6 protein-coding genes, 11 tRNA genes and 5 rRNA genes are annotated in these 15,906 nt (G+C 44.2%); 20 read left to right on the forward strand and 2 right to left on the reverse strand.

Going from position 1 to position 15,906, the window contains the following annotated elements:
• Positions 1-79 precede the first annotated feature (79 nt).
• The 16 genes from MHI47_RS00440 (at position 80) to rrf (MHI47_RS00515) (ending at position 9,360) form a co-directional block, all read left to right on the forward strand.
• Positions 80-3,008, forward strand: a 23S ribosomal RNA gene (locus MHI47_RS00440).
• A gap of 120 nt (positions 3,009-3,128) precedes the next feature.
• A 5S ribosomal RNA gene (gene rrf, locus MHI47_RS00445) occupies positions 3,129-3,244 on the forward strand.
• Between the two features lie 24 nt (positions 3,245-3,268).
• Positions 3,269-3,344, forward strand: a tRNA-Val gene (locus tag MHI47_RS00450).
• A gap of 13 nt (positions 3,345-3,357) precedes the next feature.
• Positions 3,358-3,433 (forward strand) — tRNA-Thr (locus tag MHI47_RS00455).
• An 8-nt stretch (positions 3,434-3,441) separates the two neighbouring features.
• Positions 3,442-3,514: transfer RNA gene (locus tag MHI47_RS00460), tRNA-Lys, on the forward strand.
• Between the two features lie 28 nt (positions 3,515-3,542).
• A tRNA-Leu gene (locus tag MHI47_RS00465) sits at positions 3,543-3,627 on the forward strand.
• 17 nt (positions 3,628-3,644) lie between these two features.
• Positions 3,645-3,719, forward strand: a tRNA-Gly gene (locus tag MHI47_RS00470).
• Positions 3,720-3,734: 15 nt separating this feature from the next.
• A tRNA-Leu gene (locus MHI47_RS00475) sits at positions 3,735-3,823 on the forward strand.
• A gap of 15 nt (positions 3,824-3,838) precedes the next feature.
• Positions 3,839-3,915, forward strand: a tRNA-Arg gene (locus MHI47_RS00480).
• 5 nt (positions 3,916-3,920) lie between these two features.
• A tRNA-Pro gene (locus tag MHI47_RS00485) sits at positions 3,921-3,997 on the forward strand.
• A 12-nt stretch (positions 3,998-4,009) separates the two neighbouring features.
• A tRNA-Ala gene (locus MHI47_RS00490) sits at positions 4,010-4,085 on the forward strand.
• Between the two features lie 179 nt (positions 4,086-4,264).
• Positions 4,265-5,818, forward strand: a 16S ribosomal RNA gene (locus MHI47_RS00495).
• A gap of 94 nt (positions 5,819-5,912) precedes the next feature.
• A tRNA-Ile gene (locus MHI47_RS00500) sits at positions 5,913-5,989 on the forward strand.
• A 17-nt stretch (positions 5,990-6,006) separates the two neighbouring features.
• A tRNA-Ala gene (locus MHI47_RS00505) sits at positions 6,007-6,082 on the forward strand.
• A 115-nt stretch (positions 6,083-6,197) separates the two neighbouring features.
• A 23S ribosomal RNA gene (locus tag MHI47_RS00510) occupies positions 6,198-9,126 on the forward strand.
• A gap of 118 nt (positions 9,127-9,244) precedes the next feature.
• Positions 9,245-9,360 (forward strand): 5S ribosomal RNA (gene rrf / locus MHI47_RS00515).
• Together the 16S, 23S and 5S rRNA genes with 11 tRNA genes alongside form the textbook arrangement of a ribosomal RNA operon.
• Positions 9,361-9,568: 208 nt before the next feature.
• Here rrf (MHI47_RS00515) and MHI47_RS00520 read toward each other — a convergent pair.
• Positions 9,569-10,126 (reverse strand): GNAT family N-acetyltransferase, encoded by a 558-nt coding sequence (locus MHI47_RS00520; protein WP_340829006.1) that lies wholly within the window; start codon positions 10,124-10,126, stop codon positions 9,569-9,571.
• Positions 10,127-10,500: 374 nt separating this feature from the next.
• On the opposite strand from MHI47_RS00520, the gene MHI47_RS00525 reads away from it, so the two are divergent.
• The 4 genes from MHI47_RS00525 to MHI47_RS00540 all read left to right on the forward strand — a co-directional run bounded on the left by MHI47_RS00525 (position 10,501) and on the right by MHI47_RS00540 (position 14,988).
• Complete coding sequence (locus MHI47_RS00525; protein ID WP_093536698.1) at positions 10,501-11,175, forward strand: response regulator transcription factor; 675 nt, start codon at positions 10,501-10,503, stop codon at positions 11,173-11,175.
• Positions 11,172-12,551, forward strand: coding sequence for a sensor histidine kinase (locus MHI47_RS00530; protein ID WP_340829008.1), 1,380 nt, complete (start codon positions 11,172-11,174; stop codon positions 12,549-12,551). Before MHI47_RS00525 ends, MHI47_RS00530 begins: the two co-directional genes overlap by 4 nt.
• Positions 12,552-12,625: 74 nt before the next feature.
• Positions 12,626-14,596: an MMPL family transporter gene (locus MHI47_RS00535; RefSeq protein ID WP_340829010.1), complete on the forward strand. Its 1,971-nt coding sequence runs from the start codon at positions 12,626-12,628 to the stop codon at positions 14,594-14,596.
• A 2-nt stretch (positions 14,597-14,598) separates the two neighbouring features.
• On the forward strand, positions 14,599-14,988 hold the full coding sequence (locus MHI47_RS00540) for a hypothetical protein (protein ID WP_340767880.1): 390 nt from the start codon (positions 14,599-14,601) through the stop codon (positions 14,986-14,988).
• A 14-nt stretch (positions 14,989-15,002) separates the two neighbouring features.
• On the opposite strand, the gene MHI47_RS00545 is transcribed toward MHI47_RS00540, so the two are convergent.
• Entirely contained in the window at positions 15,003-15,905 is a 903-nt protein-coding gene (locus tag MHI47_RS00545) for an EamA family transporter (RefSeq protein ID WP_093536692.1), read from the reverse strand.
• Position 15,906: the final 1 nt, after the last annotated feature.

The following is a 15,906-nucleotide window of genomic DNA, read 5'->3' on the forward strand; positions in this document are numbered from 1 at the left end:
GACATTGAAACAATAAACAACAAGAAATTCTGTTGTGATTATTTACGTAATCACGACGTGTAAGACTTTTTAACTTTTAGGTTAAGTTAATAAGGGCGCACGGTGAATGCCTTGGCACTAGGAGTCGACGAAGGACGGCACTAACACCGATATGCTTCGGGGAGCTGTAAGTGAGCTTTGATCCGGAGATTTCCGAATGGGGAAACCCACTGTTCGTAATGGAGCAGTACATTTGCGTGAATACATAGCGCATCTGAGACACACCCAGGGAACTGAAACATCTAAGTACCTGGAGGAAGAGAAAGAAAATTCGATTCCCTGAGTAGCGGCGAGCGAAACGGGAATAGCCCAAACCAAAAGGCTTGCCTTTTGGGGTTGTAGGACACTCTACATAGAGTTACAAAGGAATGAGTTAGACGAAGCGATCTGGAAAGGTCCGCAGGATAGGGTAAAAGCCCCGTAGTCTAAAATTCATTCTCTCTTGAGTGTATCCTGAGTACGGCGGAACACGTGAAATTCCGTCGGAATCTGGGAGGACCATCTCCCAAGGCTAAATACTACCTAGTGACCGATAGTGAACCAGTACCGTGAGGGAAAGGTGAAAAGCACCCCGGAAGGGGAGTGAAATAGATCCTGAAACCGTGTGCCTACAAGTAGTTAGAGCCCGTTAATGGGTGATAGCGTGCCTTTTGTAGAATGAACCGGCGAGTTACGATCCCATGCAAGGTTAAGTCGAGAAGACGGAGCCGCAGCGAAAGCGAGTCTGAATAGGGCGAATGAGTATGTGGTCGTAGACCCGAAACCAGGTGATCTACCCATGTCCAGGATGAAGGTAAGGTAACACTTACTGGAGGTCCGAACCCACGCACGTTGAAAAGTGCGGGGATGAGGTGTGGGTAGCGGAGAAATTCCAATCGAACCTGGAGATAGCTGGTTCTCTCCGAAATAGCTTTAGGGCTAGCCTCAAACGTTAGAATCTTGGAGGTAGAGCACTGTTTGGACTAGGGGCCCATCCCGGGTTACCGAATTCAGACAAACTCCGAATGCCAATGATTTATGTTTGGGAGTCAGACTGCGAGTGATAAGATCCGTAGTCAAGAGGGAAACAGCCCAGACCACCAGCTAAGGTCCCAAAGTATTTGTTAAGTGGAAAAGGATGTGGCGTTGCTTAGACAACCAGGATGTTGGCTTAGAAGCAGCCATCATTTAAAGAGTGCGTAATAGCTCACTGGTCGAGTGACGCTGCGCCGAAAATGTATCGGGGCTAAACAAATCACCGAAGCTGTGGATTGATACCTTTGGTATCAGTGGTAGGAGAGCGTTCTAAGGGCGTTGAAGTCAGACCGGAAGGACTGGTGGAGCGCTTAGAAGTGAGAATGCCGGTATGAGTAGCGAAAGACGGGTGAGAATCCCGTCCACCGTATGACTAAGGTTTCCTGAGGAAGGCTCGTCCGCTCAGGGTTAGTCGGGACCTAAGCCGAGGCCGATAGGCGTAGGCGATGGATAACAGGTTGATATTCCTGTACCACCAAACCACCGTTTGAGTAATGGGGGGACGCAGAAGGATAGGGTAAGCATGCTGTTGGTTATGCATGTCCAAGCAGTAAGGTGTGAATGTAGGCAAATCCGCATTCTATAACATTGAGCTGTGATGGCGAGGACGTATGTCTAGAGTTCCTGATTTCACACTGCCAAGAAAAGCCTCTAGCGAGGTGAAAGGTGCCCGTACCGCAAACCGACACAGGTAGTCGAGGAGAGAATCCTAAGGTGAGCGAGAGAACTCTCGTTAAGGAACTCGGCAAAATGACCCCGTAACTTCGGGAGAAGGGGTGCTCTTTTGGGTTCATAGCCTAGAAGAGCCGCAGTGAATAGGCCCAGGCGACTGTTTAGCAAAAACACAGGTCTATGCAAAACCGTAAGGTGAAGTATATGGGCTGACGCCTGCCCGGTGCTGGAAGGTTAAGAGGAGTGCTTAGCGCAAGCGAAGGTGCGAATTGAAGCCCCAGTAAACGGCGGCCGTAACTATAACGGTCCTAAGGTAGCGAAATTCCTTGTCGGGTAAGTTCCGACCCGCACGAAAGGCGTAACGATCTGGGCACTGTCTCAACGAGAGACTCGGTGAAATTATAGTACCTGTGAAGATGCAGGTTACCCGCGACAGGACGGAAAGACCCCGTGGAGCTTTACTATAGCTTGATATTGAATTTTGGTGCAACTTGTACAGGATAGGCAGGAGCCTTAGAGCCCGGAGCGCCAGCTTCGGAGGAGGCGTCGGTGGGATACTGCCCTGGTTGTATTGAAATTCTAACCCATACCCGTAACCCGGGTAGGAGACAGTGTCAGGCGGGTAGTTTGACTGGGGCGGTCGCCTCCTAAAGTGTAACGGAGGCGCCCAAAGGTTCCCTCAGAATGGTTGGAAATCATTCGAAGAGTGTAAAGGCAGAAGGGAGCTTGACTGCGAGACCTACAAGTCGAGCAGGGTCGAAAGACGGGCTTAGTGATCCGGTGGTTCCGCATGGAAGGGCCATCGCTCAACGGATAAAAGCTACCCCGGGGATAACAGGCTTATCTCCCCCAAGAGTCCACATCGACGGGGAGGTTTGGCACCTCGATGTCGGCTCATCGCATCCTGGGGCTGTAGTCGGTCCCAAGGGTTGGGCTGTTCGCCCATTAAAGCGGTACGCGAGCTGGGTTCAGAACGTCGTGAGACAGTTCGGTCCCTATCCGTCGTGGGCGTAGGAAATTTGAGAGGAGCTGTCCTTAGTACGAGAGGACCGGGATGGACACACCGCTGGTGTACCAGTTGTTCTGCCAAGAGCATCGCTGGGTAGCTATGTGTGGACGGGATAAGTGCTGAAAGCATCTAAGCACGAAGCCCCCCTCAAGATGAGATTTCCCATTACGCAAGTAAGTAAGATCCCTCAAAGACGATGAGGTAGATAGGTTCGGGGTGGAAGCGTGGCGACACGTGCAGCTGACGAATACTAATCGATCGAGGACTTAACCAAATTTTGTTTAACGTAACAATGTCGTTTATCCAGTTTTGAAAGAATAAAACTTTTTAAAATAACTCTTGTATTATTCTACAGAGTTGTTATAATAAAAGATGTCTTTCAAAAGTATTCAAGTCTAGTGACGATAGCGAAGAGGTCACACCCGTTCCCATACCGAACACGGAAGTTAAGCTCTTCAGCGCCGATGGTAGTTGGGGGTTTCCCCCTGTGAGAGTAGGACGTCGCTGGGCTTGCAATAAAATTATATATCCCATGGAGGATTAGCTCAGCTGGGAGAGCATCTGCCTTACAAGCAGAGGGTCGGCGGTTCGAGCCCGTCATCCTCCACCATATATTTACTCCTGCCGGAGTAGCTCAACTGGTAGAGCAACTGACTTGTAATCAGTAGGTTGAGGGTTCAAGTCCTTTCTCCGGCACCACTTTTTTCGAGCCATTAGCTCAGTTGGTAGAGCATCTGACTTTTAATCAGAGGGTCGTAGGTTCGAATCCTACATGGCTCATCACTTTTTATAGTGAATTATATTTTTTGCGGGTGTGGCGGAACTGGCAGACGCACTAGACTTAGGATCTAGCGCCGCAAGGCGTGGGGGTTCGACTCCCTTCACCCGCACCATTTAATTTAATAACCGAGCGGAAGTAGTTCAGTGGTAGAACACCACCTTGCCAAGGTGGGGGTCGCGAGTTCGAACCTCGTCTTCCGCTCCAAAGATTCACTAAAGTGCCGGGGTGGCGGAACTGGCAGACGCACAGGACTTAAAATCCTGCGGTAGGTGACTACCGTACCGGTTCGATTCCGGTCCTCGGCACCACTTTTTTGAAACATTGCGCTCGTAGCTCAATTGGATAGAGCACTTGACTACGAATCAAGAGGTTGCAGGTTCGAGTCCTGCCGAGCGCACCATATAACGGGAAGTAGCTCAGCTTGGTAGAGCACTTGGTTTGGGACCAAGGGGTCGCAGGTTCGAATCCTGTCTTCCCGACCAGTTATTATTTTCGGGGCCTTAGCTCAGCTGGGAGAGCGCCTGCCTTGCACGCAGGAGGTCAGCGGTTCGATCCCGCTAGGCTCCACCATGAACATTGAAAACTGAACATGCAAAACGTTAAGAAACATAGCTTTCAACTAACTTGTTAGGATGATAGCAAAACAATTTTGGACATCATTTAATGATGATGCCAGCAAAACAAAATGAGCTTTTAAACTAGTTCTAATTTGTTCGCTTTCAATGTGCTCTGCATACTGGAAGTGAACTATTATGGAGAGTTTGATCCTGGCTCAGGACGAACGCTGGCGGCATGCCTAATACATGCAAGTCGAGCGAATGACGAAGAAGCTTGCTTCTTCTGATTTAGCGGCGGACGGGTGAGTAACACGTGGGCAACCTGCCCTGTAGATTGGGATAACTCCGGGAAACCGGGGCTAATACCGAATAATCCATTTCCTCTCATGGGGAGATGTTAAAAGACGGTTTCGGCTGTCACTACAGGATGGGCCCGCGGCGCATTAGCTAGTTGGTGAGGTAACGGCTCACCAAGGCGACGATGCGTAGCCGACCTGAGAGGGTGATCGGCCACACTGGGACTGAGACACGGCCCAGACTCCTACGGGAGGCAGCAGTAGGGAATCTTCCACAATGGACGAAAGTCTGATGGAGCAATGCCGCGTGAGTGAAGAAGGTTTTCGGATCGTAAAACTCTGTTGTGAGGGAAGAACAAGTATGAGAGTAACTGCTCGTACCTTGACGGTACCTCATTAGAAAGCCACGGCTAACTACGTGCCAGCAGCCGCGGTAATACGTAGGTGGCAAGCGTTGTCCGGAATTATTGGGCGTAAAGCGCGCGCAGGCGGTCCTTTAAGTCTGATGTGAAATCCCACGGCTCAACCGTGGAAGGTCATTGGAAACTGGGGGACTTGAGTACAGAAGAGGAAAGCGGAATTCCAAGTGTAGCGGTGAAATGCGTAGAGATTTGGAGGAACACCAGTGGCGAAGGCGGCTTTCTGGTCTGTAACTGACGCTGAGGCGCGAAAGCGTGGGGAGCAAACAGGATTAGATACCCTGGTAGTCCACGCCGTAAACGATGAGTGCTAAGTGTTAGGGGGTTTCCGCCCCTTAGTGCTGCAGCTAACGCATTAAGCACTCCGCCTGGGGAGTACGGTCGCAAGACTGAAACTCAAAGGAATTGACGGGGGCCCGCACAAGCGGTGGAGCATGTGGTTTAATTCGAAGCAACGCGAAGAACCTTACCAGGTCTTGACATCCCGCTGACCGGCCTAGAGATAGGCTTTTCCCTTCGGGGACAGCGGTGACAGGTGGTGCATGGTTGTCGTCAGCTCGTGTCGTGAGATGTTGGGTTAAGTCCCGCAACGAGCGCAACCCTTGATCTTAGTTGCCAGCATTTAGTTGGGCACTCTAAGGTGACTGCCGGTGATAAACCGGAGGAAGGTGGGGATGACGTCAAATCATCATGCCCCTTATGACCTGGGCTACACACGTGCTACAATGGACGGTACAGAGGGTCGCAACCCCGCGAGGGTGAGCAAATCCCATAAAACCGTTCTCAGTTCGGATTGTAGGCTGCAACTCGCCTACATGAAGCCGGAATCGCTAGTAATCGTGGATCAGCATGCCACGGTGAATACGTTCCCGGGCCTTGTACACACCGCCCGTCACACCACGAGAGTTTGTAACACCCGAAGTCGGTGGGGTAACCCTTACGGGAGCCAGCCGCCGAAGGTGGGACAGATGATTGGGGTGAAGTCGTAACAAGGTAGCCGTATCGGAAGGTGCGGCTGGATCACCTCCTTTCTAAGGATAATATCGGAATACGAATCTTTATTCGTATCTTAACGTTTTGCAGTTCAGTTTTGAATGTTCATATTAATATATGGAAATTCAAAGAGGGCCTATAGCTCAGCTGGTTAGAGCGCACGCCTGATAAGCGTGAGGTCGATGGTTCGAGTCCATTTAGGCCCACCATACCCTTTTTTTGTTTCGGGGCCTTAGCTCAGCTGGGAGAGCGCCTGCCTTGCACGCAGGAGGTCAGCGGTTCGATCCCGCTAGGCTCCACCAAAGATTACAATTTGTTCTTTGAAAACTGGATAAAACGACATTGAAACAATAAACAACAAGAAATTCTGTTGTGATTATTTACGTAATCACAACGTGTAAGACTTTTTAACTTTTAGGTTAAGTTAATAAGGGCGCACGGTGAATGCCTTGGCACTAGGAGTCGACGAAGGACGGCACTAACACCGATATGCTTCGGGGAGCTGTAAGTGAGCTTTGATCCGGAGATTTCCGAATGGGGAAACCCACTGTTCGTAATGGAGCAGTACATTTGCGTGAATACATAGCGCATCTGAGACACACCCAGGGAACTGAAACATCTAAGTACCTGGAGGAAGAGAAAGAAAATTCGATTCCCTGAGTAGCGGCGAGCGAAACGGGAATAGCCCAAACCAAAAGGCTTGCCTTTTGGGGTTGTAGGACACTCTACATAGAGTTACAAAGGAATGAGTTAGACGAAGCGATCTGGAAAGGTCCGCAGGATAGGGTAAAAGCCCCGTAGTCTAAAATTCATTCTCTCTTGAGTGTATCCTGAGTACGGCGGAACACGTGAAATTCCGTCGGAATCTGGGAGGACCATCTCCCAAGGCTAAATACTACCTAGTGACCGATAGTGAACCAGTACCGTGAGGGAAAGGTGAAAAGCACCCCGGAAGGGGAGTGAAATAGATCCTGAAACCGTGTGCCTACAAGTAGTTAGAGCCCGTTAATGGGTGATAGCGTGCCTTTTGTAGAATGAACCGGCGAGTTACGATCCCATGCAAGGTTAAGTCGAGAAGACGGAGCCGCAGCGAAAGCGAGTCTGAATAGGGCGAATGAGTATGTGGTCGTAGACCCGAAACCAGGTGATCTACCCATGTCCAGGATGAAGGTAAGGTAACACTTACTGGAGGTCCGAACCCACGCACGTTGAAAAGTGCGGGGATGAGGTGTGGGTAGCGGAGAAATTCCAATCGAACCTGGAGATAGCTGGTTCTCTCCGAAATAGCTTTAGGGCTAGCCTCAAACGTTAGAATCTTGGAGGTAGAGCACTGTTTGGACTAGGGGCCCATCCCGGGTTACCGAATTCAGACAAACTCCGAATGCCAATGATTTATGTTTGGGAGTCAGACTGCGAGTGATAAGATCCGTAGTCAAGAGGGAAACAGCCCAGACCACCAGCTAAGGTCCCAAAGTATTTGTTAAGTGGAAAAGGATGTGGCGTTGCTTAGACAACCAGGATGTTGGCTTAGAAGCAGCCATCATTTAAAGAGTGCGTAATAGCTCACTGGTCGAGTGACGCTGCGCCGAAAATGTATCGGGGCTAAACAAATCACCGAAGCTGTGGATTGATACCTTTGGTATCAGTGGTAGGAGAGCGTTCTAAGGGCGTTGAAGTCAGACCGGAAGGACTGGTGGAGCGCTTAGAAGTGAGAATGCCGGTATGAGTAGCGAAAGACGGGTGAGAATCCCGTCCACCGTATGACTAAGGTTTCCTGAGGAAGGCTCGTCCGCTCAGGGTTAGTCGGGACCTAAGCCGAGGCCGATAGGCGTAGGCGATGGATAACAGGTTGATATTCCTGTACCACCAAACCACCGTTTGAGTAATGGGGGGACGCAGAAGGATAGGGTAAGCATGCTGTTGGTTATGCATGTCCAAGCAGTAAGGTGTGAATGTAGGCAAATCCGCATTCTATAACATTGAGCTGTGATGGCGAGGACGTATGTCTAGAGTTCCTGATTTCACACTGCCAAGAAAAGCCTCTAGCGAGGTGAAAGGTGCCCGTACCGCAAACCGACACAGGTAGTCGAGGAGAGAATCCTAAGGTGAGCGAGAGAACTCTCGTTAAGGAACTCGGCAAAATGACCCCGTAACTTCGGGAGAAGGGGTGCTCTTTTGGGTTCATAGCCTAGAAGAGCCGCAGTGAATAGGCCCAGGCGACTGTTTAGCAAAAACACAGGTCTATGCAAAACCGTAAGGTGAAGTATATGGGCTGACGCCTGCCCGGTGCTGGAAGGTTAAGAGGAGTGCTTAGCGCAAGCGAAGGTGCGAATTGAAGCCCCAGTAAACGGCGGCCGTAACTATAACGGTCCTAAGGTAGCGAAATTCCTTGTCGGGTAAGTTCCGACCCGCACGAAAGGCGTAACGATCTGGGCACTGTCTCAACGAGAGACTCGGTGAAATTATAGTACCTGTGAAGATGCAGGTTACCCGCGACAGGACGGAAAGACCCCGTGGAGCTTTACTATAGCTTGATATTGAATTTTGGTGCAACTTGTACAGGATAGGCAGGAGCCTTAGAGCCCGGAGCGCCAGCTTCGGAGGAGGCGTCGGTGGGATACTGCCCTGGTTGTATTGAAATTCTAACCCATACCCGTAACCCGGGTAGGAGACAGTGTCAGGCGGGTAGTTTGACTGGGGCGGTCGCCTCCTAAAGTGTAACGGAGGCGCCCAAAGGTTCCCTCAGAATGGTTGGAAATCATTCGAAGAGTGTAAAGGCAGAAGGGAGCTTGACTGCGAGACCTACAAGTCGAGCAGGGTCGAAAGACGGGCTTAGTGATCCGGTGGTTCCGCATGGAAGGGCCATCGCTCAACGGATAAAAGCTACCCCGGGGATAACAGGCTTATCTCCCCCAAGAGTCCACATCGACGGGGAGGTTTGGCACCTCGATGTCGGCTCATCGCATCCTGGGGCTGTAGTCGGTCCCAAGGGTTGGGCTGTTCGCCCATTAAAGCGGTACGCGAGCTGGGTTCAGAACGTCGTGAGACAGTTCGGTCCCTATCCGTCGTGGGCGTAGGAAATTTGAGAGGAGCTGTCCTTAGTACGAGAGGACCGGGATGGACACACCGCTGGTGTACCAGTTGTTCTGCCAAGAGCATCGCTGGGTAGCTATGTGTGGACGGGATAAGTGCTGAAAGCATCTAAGCACGAAGCCCCCCTCAAGATGAGATTTCCCATTACGCAAGTAAGTAAGATCCCTCAAAGACGATGAGGTAGATAGGTTCGGGGTGGAAGCGTGGCGACACGTGCAGCTGACGAATACTAATCGATCGAGGACTTAACCAAATTTGTTTAACGTAACAATGTCGTTTATCCAGTTTTGAAAGAATAAAAAAAATATAACAATAGCTTGAATTATTTTCAAGTTGTGTTATACTAAGTATTGTCTTTCAAGTTAATAAGGTCTAGTGATGATGGCGAAGAGGTCACACCCGTTCCCATACCGAACACGGAAGTTAAGCTCTTCAGCGCCGATGGTAGTTGGGGGTTTCCCCCTGTGAGAGTAGGACGTCGCTGGGCACTAAAAGAAGTCGTTACCGAGTAAAATCGGTAACGACTTCTTTTTACATATTTATGATTTAGTGTGTTTTCAAATTCTTTAACAATAGAATGAATGTTAATCTTAGCTAGTGTTCATGGAATATGTGGGAACCAATACTGTTTGTAATAAAAATGCACACCAAGTGAGTTAGCAATATATCTGCATTCTGGAATTTCAGCGAGATCATTAAAACTCTTCTTTTAAGATAGAGTACATTTTTAAATCTCGATGTTCTCCTTTCACAAATATACCTTTTCTAATTATTCCTTCAAGAGTCATTCCTGCTTTTTCCATTACTCGTGCTGAAGCAATATTTTCTAAATCACACCTTGCTTGAACACGAACCAAATCCATTTCTTCAAAGCCAAACTTTACTAATTCCTTTGCTACTTCAGTAGTTAGGCCTTTTCCCCAATAGTCTCTAGAAATAACATATCCGATTTCAGCAATTTTATGATTTGGTTGCCACCAAACAAAATCAATAGTCCCGATAAATTTTCCGTTTTCCTTATATTCAATTCCCCACGGTGACACCTGCTTATTTACATATTTATTCAATACAAATTCAACAAAACCTTTTGTATCCGCTATTGTTTCATGAGTATTCCAAGTTACATACTTAGATACTTCTTCATCTGAACCGTACAAATACATATCTTCAATATCTTCTTTCGTGACTTTTCTAAGAATAAGACGTTCTGTTTCAAGGGTAGGTAAATCACTATATATTTTCTCAATGTTCATTTAATCCCCTCCATTAATTATAGTCAGAAGTAAAGTAGTAGGTATCATCATCCCATTCTACTATAAAAATCCTTTCCCTTACACATACGCCCCAAAAGTTAGCAGCAGTCAGTTCCTCTATAGAAGAAATCTGCCGTCTATCTGCTTTTGTAGCCCGGGACATAGTGGTTAAGCTTTGTCTCCAATAAAAGCCGGGGTCTCTCTTGTTAGAGTAGGGTACGATGGGCAGTAAAAAGCAATCGTTACTAAGCAAAATGGTAACGGCTTTTTACGTCTATTTTAAAGTACTTCTATATTTTCCCTACTAACTACTTGCTGTATTACAATTAAACAGACACAATACGTAGTAACTACATTTATATAGGAGGGTTAAAGTGGCAGTAATATTAGCAGTAGACGATGATATTCATACACTTGAACTAATTTCGATTTATTTATCTCAATCTGGGTACCGTGTTATTAAAGCTGTAAATGGAACAGAGGGATTACATATGTTGGAACGTCAACTTCCAGATCTCGCAATAATTGACGTCATGATGCCTGTTATGGATGGCCTTCAACTAACCAGGTTAATACGAGAACAATACAATATTCCTGTATTGCTTTTAACAGCAAAAGGAAAACTAGAAGATAAAGAAAAAGGATATATTGCTGGGTCAGATGATTATTTAGTAAAACCTTTTGAACCTAAGGAATTGTTATTTCGTATACGCGCTATTTTAAGAAGGTATGATAAAACAAGCGATGTGAACATCCGCTTTGGTAATATGTTAATCAATCGTAAAAGCTTTGAAGTACTAGTGGGAGAGGAAATTTTAGTTTTACCATTAAAAGAGTTTGAGTTGCTATCTAAGTTGGCTTCTAAACCAAACCAGGTGTTTACTCGAGATCAGTTAATAGAAACAGTATGGGGAATTGATTTTGAAGGAGATGAACAAACATTAAGTGTTCATATAAAAAGGGTAAGAGAGCGACTAACTAAACTAGAAACGTCTGTACAGATTACTACTATCCGTGGCGTGGGTTATAAGTTGGAAGAGTCTATATGATGAAAACTTTATATAGTAAGTTCGTGTGGATGACCTTGTTGATAATGATCGCTAGTGGAACGTTGGGATTTATGGTAGTAAATACGTATTACCACCACAATCTTAAGGAGAAAAATGATGAAAAAAATGTATTAGTCGCAAGATCAATTGTTGAAAGTATTAATATGTCTAATAGTGAGCTGGATCCTCTTCTCCACTCATTAGGCAATACGGGATATCAGTTATACGTCGTAGGCGAAAATGGGTTTAAAAGAGCTTACGGGGGTGAATTTCGAGTTCAGAAAATTGATCAGACAATTGTTGAAAGTGTTTTAAGTGGGGAAACTTATCATGGTATGAGAGAGTTTCCTAAAGAAACTTTTATAACAGGTTATTTTTCAAATGAATTAACTAATACGGTTGGTGTCCCGTTTACCTACGGAGGGGAAAATTATGCTTTATTTCAACGACCGAATATTAAATTCTTATTCAATGAAATTCATCTGTTATTAGGTGGATTAGTGGCGATAATGATTATTTTAAGTGTGATAGCGATGTTGGTAGTGGCTAAAATAATGGTTGTGCCGTTAACTAAATTGACGATAGCAACAAATAAAATAGCTAATGAAGATTTCCAATCAGAGTTACCGGTATATCAGCGAGATGAAATAGGACAACTAGCAGATAGCGTTCGAAATATGGCCAAGCAACTGGATGCAACTGATCGGTACAAAAAGGAATTCATCTCCAGAGTATCCCATGACTTTCAAACACCACTTTTGAATATACAAGGATATGCTCATTTATTAAAAGAGGGAGATCTAAACCCGATTGATCATTTAAAGTACGTTACAATTATTCAACAAGAATCCAAGCGGCTCTCAAATGTTATGAAGCAGCTACTAGTTCTTACTTCATTTGATCAAGCTCACAGCCGTACAAAAAAAGAATTTTTTTCACTAGATATTCAGTTAAAACAAGTCATTCAAAAATTTAGGTGGCTACTGGATGAAAAAGAGATATCTATTAATATAAAGTTAAGACCTGTAATTATATACGGTGATAGTGAAATGCTTGAGTATGTTTGGGAAAATATTATTTCTAATGCTATAAAGTATAATCACTCTCCTGGGGAAATACATATTGCTTTAGAAGAAAGAGAAGAATTTGTAACTGTCACTGTTCAGGACACGGGAAGTGGGAGTAAGCATACTAAATATAACCAATGGACTGAAAGATTTTATAGAGAGGATGAGGCTCGTTCTACTCAGATTGAGGGAAGTGGACTAGGCCTAGCGATTGTTCAGGAAGTTATACAATCACATGAAGGTATTCTTTCTTTTGAAAGTGTTGTACCTCATGGAACCAAAGTAATTATCCGATTAAACAAGCTGTAATTATCTGTTCATCTTCCGTTCACTTTCAACTTGTATAGTACCTCTTATAAGGAAATACAATAGGAGGTACAGTTATGAAAAATAAACGGAACTGGCTAGTTATTATAGTTAGTTGGCTTATAGTGTTAGGATTACTTTCGTTCTTTGCTCCTTCCAGTAAAGAAGTAGCAAGTACATCAAAAAATGGTGGACTTCCAGAAACTTCTTTGTCGATTCAAGCAGATAAAGTTATAAAAGAAAATTTTTCTAGTAATGAAGGAATACCTCTAATCATTGTTTTTGAGAGTAAAAAGGAAAATACTGAGGAGGAAATTCAAAGCGTATTAGAATTAATGGAACAAAATTATGCTAGTATACCGAAGTTTTCTAAAATTCCTTTGGAGCAAAGAGGTTCTTTTGTGTCTGAAGATAAAAAAACATTTTTTGTGCCTTTAATCTTAGAAGGAGAATTAGAAAGCAAAGAGATTCATAAAAAAGTAGAAGAAATAAAGAGTAATGTATCTCACATTATCCCATCTGATTTTAATATTTATTATACTGGACCTGCTGGAATCGCAAGCGATACAATTGAGCTATTTTCAGAAGCAGATGTAGTTTTACTCCTAGCTACAGTAGCGATTATTTTTATCCTACTAATTATTATTTATCGTTCATTCATACTTGCTATTATTCCTTTAATTGGAGCAGGGATAGTGTATGGAGTAGTGGATAGAATTATTGGTCTTACTGGTAAGTTCACATCTATTACGATTGAAAGCCAGGCACTGTCAATTATGACGATCTTGTTGTTTGCCGTGATAACGGATTATTCCCTATTGGTATATGCGAGATATAAAGAAGAGCAAGACATGAAGATAGCACTTACTAAAACGAAAGAAACCATTCTTTATAGTGGTGGAACTATTTTGGTAGGTGTTTCAACACTTGCTTTTGCCCTTTATGAACCATATCGAAATTTTGCTCCAGTGTTTGCGATTGCAATAGTTATTATGTTAATCGCAGGGCTTACATTATTGCCAGCATTGTTTGCAGTAGTAAAAACACCGAAAAAAGTAGAAAAAACAACAAAGATTTGGGGAAATGTCGGATATATTAGTACTAGCAAACCATGGAAAGTAGCAATACCAATTCTGTTACTGCTTGGTATTGGTACGTGGCATGTAACAACAATCTCCTATTCATACGATTTATTGGCATCATTCCCAGAGGAGTTATCTTCTAGAGAAGGCTTTGCGAAACTTGGAGATGCATTTTCCGATGGGGAAATAGCACCAACAACAATTCTCATAAAGTCAAAAGATGAGAATACTATTGCCAATATTCGAGAGAAGATAGAAGGTAGACCACTAATAAGTGAGGTACGACCATCTCCTTCCAAAAGCGATCTATACACACAGTTTTCCATCATTTTAAAAGCAAACCCTTATAGTATGGAGGCTTTGAATGAGGTCGAAACAATAAGGGCTGAATTGAAAGACAGCCAGGTTTTAGTAAGTGGTGAGACAGTGAAACAAGTAGATATCCGAGAGATTAATAATAGAGATACCTTACTTGTAATGGGGTTGATGACGTTATTAATCGGATTAATACTAGTCTTTCAATCTCGTTCTATTCGGGCATCCTTGTTGATGATATTCTCTATTTTGTTGTCATTCGGAGCAGCTTTAGGATTTTCCACATGGATTTTTGAGTTATTTTACGGATATATGTCTTTTAGTTATCGAATCCCACTTTACACGTTTGTTTTTTTGGTAGCACTAGGTGTAGATTACTCAATTATGTTAATGAGTAGGTTGAAAGAAGAACGAAAACAGTATGATGAACGAATGGCAATTGCGAAGGCTGTGGAAAAAACAGGTGGTGTTATTTCTTCAGCAGGATTAATACTTGCGGCTACCTTTGCCGTTTTAATATCACAGCCAGTTATAGAGCTTAAACTATTTGGTTTCGCTGTCGCAGTTGGGGTATTGTTGGATACGTTTATCGTTCGACCGTTATTATTACCTGCGTTATTAACAATTACAACGAAAAATAGGGGGAAATGAATATGCAAAAAAGATGGAGTATACGACTAGTTCGAGCAGGAGCATTATTTGGATTATTGGGAGCGTATCTTGGTTCTCATATGGCAGGTGCGGGATCATATGCACTTCGTCCAATTCATGCCCATATATTATTGGTAGGATGGTTATCATTGTTTGTGTATGGACTATTTTATAAATTATACAAAGTGAAGTTTCCTAAGCTTGTTGCGCTTCACGGGTGGTCAGCTATAATTGGGGCAATTGGTTTAACGGCAGGAATGTACCTACAGTTCATCCAACCGTTCAATATAAACGAAACGTTTGCATTAGTTGCGTATATTATTGGTGGATCTACTTTATTGCTGAGCTTTGCAGTCTTTGTACTCGTGACTTTTACAATTGAAATAGAATAAAAAAAAGCTGGAGGTTATATATTAACCTTCAGCTTTTTGTTTTTTCGATTATCGGCATACGATGGAATACACATTCCCAATAAAATGATCACTATTCCTGCTACTTGTAATATAGAAAGAGCTTCACTTAACACAATAACTGATACGATAACGGCAACTGGCAACTCCATTGCACTTAATATGGAAGAAACCGCACCGCCAACTTTAGGAACTGCAATTACAAAGAAGTAAATTGGGATGATGATACCCATTAATCCAAGAGCTAGTCCATAAAACAATAGTGGTTCTGTAAACAGTTTTCCATTCCACATAATTTCTGGACTTTGGAAGATGGCAATCATAATCATTGCGATAAAAGAGACGAATAATAGACGAGTTGTTGTATTCATACCTTCTACTTGCTTTGTGTTGACATTCATATTTAAGGAAAAAGAAACGGCAGCAGCTAAACCATAAACCCAGCCTCTCCAGTCAATTCCACTTAAGTCGACATCTAGTATTCCTGCAGCTAGAATAGTTCCTATAAATAAGATAATAAGAGAAATAGTTTCTGCTCTAGATGGAAGTCTTTTTCTAATAATACAATCGATTAGTGTTCCAATCCATGTAAATTGGAAAAGCATAACAACTGCAAGAGAGGCAGGTAAGTATATGAGAGACATCCCGTACACAATTCCTGTTGTAGCGGTAAATACACCTGCCAATAAAATAATCTTAAAGCCTCCATTTAAACGAGGCAGTTTTCGTTGTGTTAACAGATATATTAATAATGCTAAAAGAAATCCAACGATATATTGACTAGAAATTGCTTCTGAAGCCGTATAGCCATCTCCAATTGCTAGTTTAACCATAGTTGATAATGTCCCGTAACTGCTTGCAGCAAACACAACCATTAGGGGGTAGATCCATAATTTCATA

It is taken from the genome of Psychrobacillus sp. FSL H8-0487 (genome assembly GCF_038008385.1).
GTDB lineage: Bacteria > Bacillota > Bacilli > Bacillales_A > Planococcaceae > Psychrobacillus > Psychrobacillus psychrotolerans.